General features: G+C 56.4%; 9 protein-coding genes and 1 pseudogene. 6 read left to right on the forward strand and 4 right to left on the reverse strand.

Annotated elements, in window-relative coordinates; genetic code table 11:
• From AKU79_RS01050 to AKU79_RS01060, 3 genes are all read left to right on the forward strand, one after another.
• The coding region (locus tag AKU79_RS01050) for a single-stranded DNA-binding protein (protein ID WP_156209367.1) at positions 1-198 on the forward strand (198 nt) is incomplete at its 5' end.
• A 140-nt stretch (positions 199-338) separates the two neighbouring features.
• On the forward strand, positions 339-599 hold the full coding sequence (locus tag AKU79_RS01055; protein WP_050521744.1) for a WGR domain-containing protein: 261 nt from the start codon (positions 339-341) through the stop codon (positions 597-599).
• Positions 596-1,309 carry a YecA/YgfB family protein gene (locus tag AKU79_RS01060; RefSeq protein WP_050521745.1) on the forward strand — a complete coding sequence of 238 codons (714 nt, stop codon included), beginning with the start codon at positions 596-598 and terminating at the stop codon, positions 1,307-1,309. Before AKU79_RS01055 ends, AKU79_RS01060 begins: the two co-directional genes overlap by 4 nt.
• A gap of 2 nt (positions 1,310-1,311) precedes the next feature.
• Here AKU79_RS01060 and AKU79_RS01065 read toward each other — a convergent pair whose 3' ends face one another.
• The 3 genes from AKU79_RS01065 to AKU79_RS01075 are packed head-to-tail and all read right to left on the reverse strand — an operon-like array spanning position 1,312 to position 2,962.
• A complete protein-coding gene (locus AKU79_RS01065) occupies positions 1,312-1,527 on the reverse strand; it encodes a hypothetical protein (RefSeq protein ID WP_156209368.1) in 216 nt (71 codons plus the stop codon).
• On the reverse strand, positions 1,524-2,237 hold the full coding sequence (locus AKU79_RS01070; protein ID WP_050521747.1) for a hypothetical protein: 714 nt from the start codon (positions 2,235-2,237) through the stop codon (positions 1,524-1,526). The genes AKU79_RS01065 and AKU79_RS01070 overlap by 4 nt, the downstream gene beginning before the upstream one ends.
• The gene (locus AKU79_RS01075) at positions 2,237-2,962 is read right to left on the reverse strand and encodes a nucleotide-binding protein (RefSeq protein ID WP_050521748.1); all 726 of its coding nucleotides are present in this window, start codon (positions 2,960-2,962) and stop codon (positions 2,237-2,239) included. Before AKU79_RS01075 ends, AKU79_RS01070 begins: the two co-directional genes overlap by 1 nt.
• Positions 2,963-3,491: 529 nt before the next feature.
• Between AKU79_RS01075 and mobC the strand changes: the two genes are divergently transcribed.
• The 3 genes and pseudogenes from mobC to AKU79_RS18775 form a co-directional block, all read left to right on the forward strand.
• Positions 3,492-4,052, forward strand: a complete 561-nt coding sequence (gene mobC, locus AKU79_RS19115) for a plasmid mobilization relaxosome protein MobC (protein ID WP_231580070.1) — start codon at positions 3,492-3,494, stop codon at positions 4,050-4,052.
• Entirely contained in the window at positions 4,045-5,871 is a 1,827-nt protein-coding gene (locus AKU79_RS01085; protein ID WP_050521750.1) for a relaxase/mobilization nuclease domain-containing protein, read from the forward strand. Before mobC ends, AKU79_RS01085 begins: the two co-directional genes overlap by 8 nt.
• A gap of 91 nt (positions 5,872-5,962) precedes the next feature.
• Positions 5,963-7,280, forward strand: a pseudogene (locus AKU79_RS18775) (transposase); the annotation flags it as partial.
• Between the two features lie 73 nt (positions 7,281-7,353).
• On the opposite strand, the gene istB reads toward AKU79_RS18775, so the two are convergent.
• Positions 7,354-7,884: IS21-like element helper ATPase IstB (gene istB / locus AKU79_RS01090; protein ID WP_050521751.1), on the reverse strand; the 531-nt coding region annotated here is incomplete at its 5' end.

The following is a 7,884-nucleotide window of genomic DNA, read 5'->3' on the forward strand; positions in this document are numbered from 1 at the left end:
GTCGCCGAGCATTGCGCAAAGGGCATGAAGGTTCTGGTCCACGGCCGCATCCACTATACCAAATGGACCGACGCTACCGGCACCGACCGCTACGGCTGTGAGATCATCGCAGAGAAGGTCGACTTCCTCAGCCGCCCGAAAACCACCGAAGGTCAAGACCCTGAGCTGGTCGACCGCGACGACGAGATCCCGTTCTAACGAACGGGGCCTCCCCCAAAGCCCGGCGGGGAAACCTGCCGGGCTAGAACACAGCCAGAAATCGTCTTCGCCTACAAACTCCAGGCTGTCAGACAGAGAATCCGCCTGCTAGACTTGGCGCAATCTTATTCAAGGTGGCCATGACCGTTTCGTCTGATCAGTTCGAAGCCTTCCCTCTTCTGCTGCATTTGCGCAGGATAGATCCTGCACGGAACATGCGGCGCTATTACCGCATGGCGATCCGGAGTGATCTCTTCGGCAAGGCCAGCCTTGTGCGGGAATGGGGCCGAATTGGATCGCGGGGCCAGGTGTTGGTCGAAACCCATTCTGACGAAGGTCAGGCGGTCAATGCGCTGATGAAACTTGCGCGGGCCAAACAGCGTAAAGGATATACGTTTTGACCTGGCACAGTAATAAAAACCTTGATCTTCTTGATGCGGCCTTGATGGCCTTGCCCGAAGAGAACGATCCGATGATCCTCACGGAGTTTGACGGGTTTTGCGCGGGGCTGATCACTTGCCCGGAACTGATCCCGCCCTCGGTCTGGCTTGCCAAAGTCTGGGGGCCGGGCGGTCCGCCAGAGTTTGAGAGCCTTTCAGAGATGCAAGCCATTCTTGATTTGATCATGGCGCATTATAACTGTGTCGCCTCCCTGCTGATGACGTCTGGCGACTACTTCCCTGTAATGGACGAAGATCGCCGCAATGGCGATATCCTTTGGGAATTCTGGATGCATGGGTTTTTGGCGGCAATGCAGTTGCGGCCAGAGGCATGGAAAGCAATTGAGCGGAATGGCGATGCGCGGGCGCGAACGGCCCTCGAAAAGATCGAAGAGCTGGGCCGGATTGCGATGAGCTTTGCAGAAAGCAAGAAGGCCAAGGCGTCCAAGCTGGTGAAAGATGCCCCGGATCTGATCCCAGAATTGGTCGAGGACTTGAACCGTTTCGCGAAATCTCGCGCGCCGGGTTTGCCACAGGGTTTCCCCTTGGCCGCAAATATGAGCGCTGCGCCAGTTGTCGGCACCAAGGTGGGACGGAATGACTCATGCCCTTGCGGATCGGGCAAGAAGTCCAAGAAATGCTGTGGGGCAGGAAGCCTGCCCCTGCATTAGGATTAATTCAACACCGTCAGAGTTACGAACGCCTTCGCCCGCCGTTTGTTGGCCGTATACCAAACGGTTTTGCGCTCGCCGGTCAGACTGAATTCATAGGTCACCCCGAGAATCTTCTCACGTTGATCCGGATCGACCATCCATTCGACGGGCTTGCCGACATCAATCTCGGATGGGGGCATGACGCACTCGAGGGTCGCAGCTTCTTGGTCCATCATTTCTCATCTCCCTCGATTGTTGTCTGAATATTCGCCTTGGCCAAGGCGAGATCGAAAGCCTCTTGAAACCGTGCGCGAAAGGCTGGGCCCATGACCCGTGCCAAACCAAGCACCCCAAGTGGATCGTGCTTTGCTGTCAGGTCTACTGCGAACTGCGGCCGCAGGGTTAGCGTCACGCTTGTCGGGTGCTTCCCGCGCGTACCGCGTGTCTCACCGACGTCTGGCATCCCATCGCTCTCCCAGTCGTCAAAGACTTGTTCGCGCAGACCTTGGGCGACACGGCGGATGAGAAATTGCACGCTGCAGCGCGCAGCCATTGCCCAAGCCTCGGCCAAATGTGCCTGGCGTGTCGTAAGCGAGACAGCGACATAAACGACTTGTCCGCGCGCGGCAGATCCCGCCGTGGGGTCAGATGGCTTTGCATCGGCGTTTTGCTGAGCCAATGGACCTGTTCTCTCTTTCCGGAGTTCTGCAGGTGCCTCAATGTGCCGCTCTCCGGGTCCGCCCTCAGTATTGCATGGTCGCCGCGCGATTTTTGTGACTGCGACAGCCCCGGATTTTGGTGCCGCCGCTGCTTCAACCGAAGTCGGAAGCTCCAGCTTTGGCTCTTCGACAAGCTTACTGGCCGTAGTCACCGCGCCAAACCCGAGCTTTGCCGAAAACCCTGCGTCTTGCCGGATGATCCGCATCATGTCTTTGCGCTGCGCCATTATGCGACCTCCGCCGGTGCAAGGATTAGCTGGTCGATCTCATCTAGAAGTTCCCCGGCCTCCTTCACGGCATTTTGGACGTGCACGGCAAGCGCGCGGTTTGGCGTCTTGTCCGCAATAACCCCAAGGAGCCCTTCCTTGTCCATCCGAACGTAAGCGCTGCGGTTTGCCAGATAGGACTCAAGGGCGGGTAGAGATTGAAACAACTCCTCTGCGACAGCGCGCTCTGTCTCTGATACCCGCACTGGCACACGGCTGAGCGTTACCGAAAACCCTGCAAGCGCATCCGGCTTTTCAACCCTCCCACGCAGCTTGAGATACCAACTGGCAGTCTCCCTCGTTTCACTCAGATCGCCGCGCGACAACATCATGGGGCAGATAATCCGGTGCGCGGCAACAGCCAGAACGTCCTGCGCTTCTGATCCACCTCCGAACGTGTCGATCACGATCAGATGCTCTTGATCGTGCTGCTCGTAGATCTGGTCAATCGCCTCGACCACACGGTGGGCGTCCAGCGTGTGGATCACTTCGACCAGTGGAGACCAGTTACCTGCCTCTTGCCCCGCCTGCATCCATGTCAGACAAGAGCGCGAGCTGTCGGTGTCGAAGATCGTAACCGTCTCACCCCGTGCCGCAGCCGCAGAGGCAAGAGCGCGGCAGAGCGTACTCTTGCCCGATCCCCCTTTGCGGTTCATCACCAACACAACACGTATACCGTAACCCATACCACCTTCCTCATATTACAGATGTCATTATTCTGAATGACGAACACTCAAATCTTTTATCCTAAATCACATCACTTTAATCTGAACGCTAATTGCGGATATCAGAAATCAGCTCGCGCAAATCTTATTGCGCAAGGCGTATGTCTTTAATCCTAAATCTGATTACTGGATGCGTATGTCTTTTATCTGATCGCGCAATGCGTATATCGGAAATCTGAATCCCTAACACGCAACACTGATGCCACAAGACGCATCGCACACATCCTTTCTCCGAACTCACGACACTGACTAGCGGAGTTCGCATTACCAATAAAACAAGGCTTTACGTCATTTCTTTCAAGGAAAACCCACTGCCTGCCAAATGGCTGGGGTGGATCTTCCCGGTCTCACCTTGTGCGTTCAGCGATCAGCGAAACGCATTCGGTGGCGAGTGAGTTACCCAAGGTCAGCACAATCTGCAAGTGCATAATTCGCGCAATGATTGTGCTTGATTATTACGAAGGAGAAGGAATAAGAAAGGTGGCAGGAAATGCGATATGTCTACAATAATTCGGCGATGGTATTAATGATAAAATCTCTTTCTGGTGAAACGCGACCTAAGGTGAAATTAAAACCGGCCATTGCCATTAAACGCGACTCAACGTCGTCCGAGCCGCTTGATGGGCCTCGAAGGGGCCGTCCGAGCGCAGAGGGCTCAGGCCAGGTCATCAGTTGCCGTCTGCCTGCTGAAGAACTCCATGCCTTCGACGCGCTTTGTACCCAGCTTGGGGCAAAATCCCGATCGGATGGGGTGCGGTCCATCGTGCGAATGGCCGCCGGCTTTTTGGAGTTCAGCCGGGAGGACAGCGCGCGGCTGGAAGAAATCCGCTACGAGCTGGGCAAGATCGGCACCAATGTTAACCAGATCGCCTTAGCCGCGAACCGGGGTCGAGCTCCGATGGTGCGGGCGCAATGGGCTTCGGTGGATGAGTTGCGTCGGTCATTGCCGTCTGTGGCGAAGACCCTGAACCAGATCATTGCCGAACGACGGCGCCAAGGCGTCGCCCTGTTCCGGAAATTTGCGGAAGCCCAAGGGGTGCGCCATGGTTAAGGTTCGCGCGCGCCCGACCAGTTTGGCGGCAGCCGTTTTGGGCGAGTTGGATTTTTTGCGCCCAAAGCAGGGCAGGGTGAAGACTGGTCCTTCATCACCCGCAAAGCGTGGGTTTAGCTTTTCATCGCGAGCGAACCAGCTCTGGCGGTTTGCACTGGGGTCGAATGCGGCGGTGCTGAAGAAGATCGGCAAGGGTGGCACGGCCAATGCCAAGGAGTTAACGGCGCAGATGGATTATCTGTTTTCCAAGTCGGCTTCAATCTTCGGCAATGGGGTTCTGCTGGATGCAGATTCCAAGGGGCTGAGTAAGGATGAGCGGCGCGACATCGTGGGCGATTGGGTCGAGGATTGGCGTGGGTCGCCAAAGAACGGCCACACGACGCATCTGCTGATGAGTTTTCCGTCCCATGTTCGGCCCGAGAAGGCAAAGCTGATCGCCGAGACCTGGGCCTTTGAGATGTTTCAGTCGGGGGAGCATCAGGATGATGTCTGGTCCTATGTCGCGGCACTTCACACTGACAAGGCGCATCCGCATGTCCACATGGTCATCAACAATCGCGGCACAGTAAACGACACTTGGTTTTACATGGCCAAAGAGCATGCGTTCAATCTCGAGGTGATGAAGCAACGTATGGTGGCGATTGCAGCGGAAGAAGGCGTATTTTTGGATGCCACGTCGCGGGCTGAGCGGGGGCTGCTGAGCTACGGGCCATCGCGGGCAGAGATCGAGCGGGCGCGAGTTGAGGGTCGGGCACCTGAGGAACGGCCACGCGAGGGCAGGTCGCTGGAAGAGGCGCTGGCAACGATGGAACGTACAGCGGATGCGATGCGCAGTTTGCAACATGTGGCGGCGTTGACGGGCTTGCCCGAGATCGGTGAGAAGATTGCCAAGGCGGAAGATGCGTTGCGGCGGGGTGGCGTGTTACAACCTTTCCCGGTTGAGGCGGCTACGAGCGATCGCGCCGATCTGGACCGGCATTTCAGCGGATGGATGGCGGAGACTGAGGCCAAGATCCGGAAGATGCCTGTCACTGAGCGCAAAGAAATGCGCGATGAGCTTTATGGCTATGCCATCGACATCGTGAAGGGTTTGGGCGACGCCCGTGGAGCGCAACTTTTGCAGATGTTCCCGCAGTCCACACTTTACGCGACGGGCATCAATGGGGATCAACTGACACGGGGCAGGGAGGTCGTTGATTTGCTGCCCGGCGCCGCAGATCAGTTGAAAGCAGGCATCGTCGCCAAAGCAGTGGCCTTGGGTCTCAGTGGCGATCGCATAGCTGATCGGTTGGAGGCGGGTGCGGCCAACGCTTGGGAAGAACGTGACTGGGTGCGCAGTGACTTGATGACACTATCCGGAAGACGCCGCGCTGACCTTCGGTCGCCGGATCAAAGCCGGAAGGTGGTCAAAGATCTTGAAGGCTTCTACGCCACAGCCGCCAAGTTGATTGACCAGGCACGAATACATGAAGGGTTGCCTGAAAATGACCGGTTGTTGCGAGCCCTCGAGTCGATGGGGCGCATCATGCAGGCGGATGGAAAGGTCGAGTTCAGGAGCGATGCCCATGCTGAACGGTTCGCGGATGAGTTGCGACAAAGGTATGGAGCAGGATTTATGAAAGAACTAGCTGCCGGGCAGACTGACGCGCTGGCTGGGAATTTCGAGGATGTACAGCAACGGAAGTGGATCGCCAAGGCGGTTATTTCTGCAGCTAAATTGCATGTGGCGATTGGGCTGACCTTGAGCGAGGCGAATAGGGCTGAACGAGAATTGTTAGGCAGTGTGGGGCGCGAAGCGGAAAAAGATTGGGAGCGATGATCCGCACGAAAGGCGTATTTCGTTGAAAAATTCTTCTTGATTTGGGGCCTTTCGGCTGATTCAGTTGTCCTTGTTAACGGGAGGGATTGCGATGTTGGGGCCAAAGCAAGAGGCGCAAGGCGCGTTGTTTTGCGAGTTCTCAATAGATGATCACGTCCCTCAGGATCTTTTGCTGCGATCCATTGTTCGCTTCGTCGACCTGTCTGGCATCCGCCAGTATCTGGCCCCATTTTACAGCACCACGGGCCGCCATTCCATTGCCCGGCAATGCATTGAAAATGCATGAGAGGGGATTGATCCTGAACTTCTGATCCGGGTGTTGTTGTTCGGTTATTGCCTCGGCATTCGTTCAGAGCGACGTCTGTGTGAAGAGGTCCATCTGAACCTCGCCTATCGCTGGTTTTGCCGTCTCGATTTGACCGACCGTGTGCCAGGCCATTCGTCTTTCTCCAAGAACCGTCATGCGTTGCCCGGCAGGCAATTGCAATGCAAATGCCGAGAGGGGTCGTTTCCGCGACAGCGATCTGCTGCGTCACTTGTTCGAGACGACCGTGGCTCGGTGCATTGCCGAAGGGCTGGTCAGCGGCCAGCGCTTTGCAGCGGATGCAAGCCTGATCCATTGCCCGGCAGGCGATTGCGTAGCAATCTGCAGAGAGGGGGGCCGATGCCAAAAAGCAAAACTCAACGCCCAAAGAAAACTGGGACGCAGAGGCAATTACCCCAGCAGATGCGCCGCGTGCTGTGCGCGAGTATCTTGAGGTTCTGGATGACGCTGCCTTTGGCGCAGCCACAACGGTTGAACCGAAGTTCACATAGCATTCCGACCCAGCCAGCCAATGGACTGCAGCCCGTAAGGGCCCTGCATTCTTTGCGTATTCCACGAATTATCTGATCGACACAGATCACAGCGTGATCGTGGATTTGGAGACAACAAGGTCAATTCGGCAGGCGGAAGTAGGGTCGGTACGCACGATGCTGGATCGGGTCAAAAACAAGTTTGATCTGCATCCTGAACGTATCATAGCAGATACCGCTTACGGGTCTGGGCCAATGCTTGGCTGGCTTGTGGATCGCAAAATTGCGCCGCACATTCCCGTCTTCCATTGCCCGGCAGGCGATTGCATAGCAATCTGCCGGGAGGGGACAAGTCTGGGCGCGCCGATGGAACCTGGAGCCGGGCAGATTTTGAGTGGGACGCTGAAAACAACCAATACTTCTGCCCGGAAGGTGAGGCGCTCAAGCAATTCCGCCGCAACTACTCTGACCCGAACCGTGGACCAGACGGCAAGGGTGTCGCCAAATATCAGGCCCTAAAGTTGACGTGCCAAGCCTGCCCCTCAAAACTCAAGTGTTGCCCGAATGCAGATACCCGTAAGATTACCCGCGAAGAACACGAAGACGCCCGGCAGTGTTGATTGTCATTGAGAACTGACCCGGCATTTTCATCGAGATCTGACCCACCCAGCCGTTATGATCTGCTGGTTATGATGGCGTCAATGCTGTTGCCTCCTTTCGCTTTTTCTTCGCTGTTTCGGAGCTGGCCTTGAAGCGGTAGCTGTCATTGCCGGTCTCGAGGATGTGGCAGCGATGTGTGAGACGATCGAGCAGTGCTGTGGTCATTTTGGCATCGCCAAAGACGCTGGCCCATTCACTGAAGCTCAGGTTGGTGGTGATGATGACGCTGGTGCGTTCATACAGCTTGCTCAGAAGATGGAAGAGCAACGCGCCGCCGGAGGCGCTGAACGGCAGATATCCCAGCTCATCCAGGATCACCAAGTCGGTTTTGACCAGCGCCTCAGCGATCTTCCCGGCCTTGCCTTGGGCCTTTTCCTGCTCCAGTGCGTTGACCAGTTCAACCGTCGAGAAGAAGCGGACGCGCTTACGGTGATGCTCGATGGCCTGAATGCCAAGGGCGGTTGCAACATGCGATTTCCCTGTTCCCGGACCTCCGATCAGCACCACATTCTCGGCCGCGTCCATGAACTCACAACGATGGAGTTGTCTGACTAAGGC

Origin of the sequence: Pseudorhodobacter wandonensis (assembly GCF_001202035.1) — a bacterium.
Classification (GTDB): domain Bacteria; phylum Pseudomonadota; class Alphaproteobacteria; order Rhodobacterales; family Rhodobacteraceae; genus Pseudorhodobacter; species Pseudorhodobacter wandonensis.

Bases quoted from the DNA above. Each gene is read 5' to 3' on its own strand.
- AKU79_RS01055 (WP_050521744.1), top strand. From the start codon at position 339: ATGACCGTTTCGTCTGATCAGTTCGAAGCCTTCCCTCTTCTGCTGCAT.
- AKU79_RS01065 (WP_156209368.1), bottom strand. From the start codon at position 1,527: ATGATGGACCAAGAAGCTGCGACCCTCGAGTGCGTCATGCCCCCATCC.
- AKU79_RS01070 (WP_050521747.1), bottom strand. From the start codon at position 2,237: ATGGCGCAGCGCAAAGACATGATGCGGATCATCCGGCAAGACGCAGGG.
- AKU79_RS01075 (WP_050521748.1), bottom strand. From the start codon at position 2,962: ATGGGTTACGGTATACGTGTTGTGTTGGTGATGAACCGCAAAGGGGGA.
- mobC (WP_231580070.1), top strand. From the start codon at position 3,492: ATGCGATATGTCTACAATAATTCGGCGATGGTATTAATGATAAAATCT.
- AKU79_RS01085 (WP_050521750.1), top strand. From the start codon at position 4,045: ATGGTTAAGGTTCGCGCGCGCCCGACCAGTTTGGCGGCAGCCGTTTTG.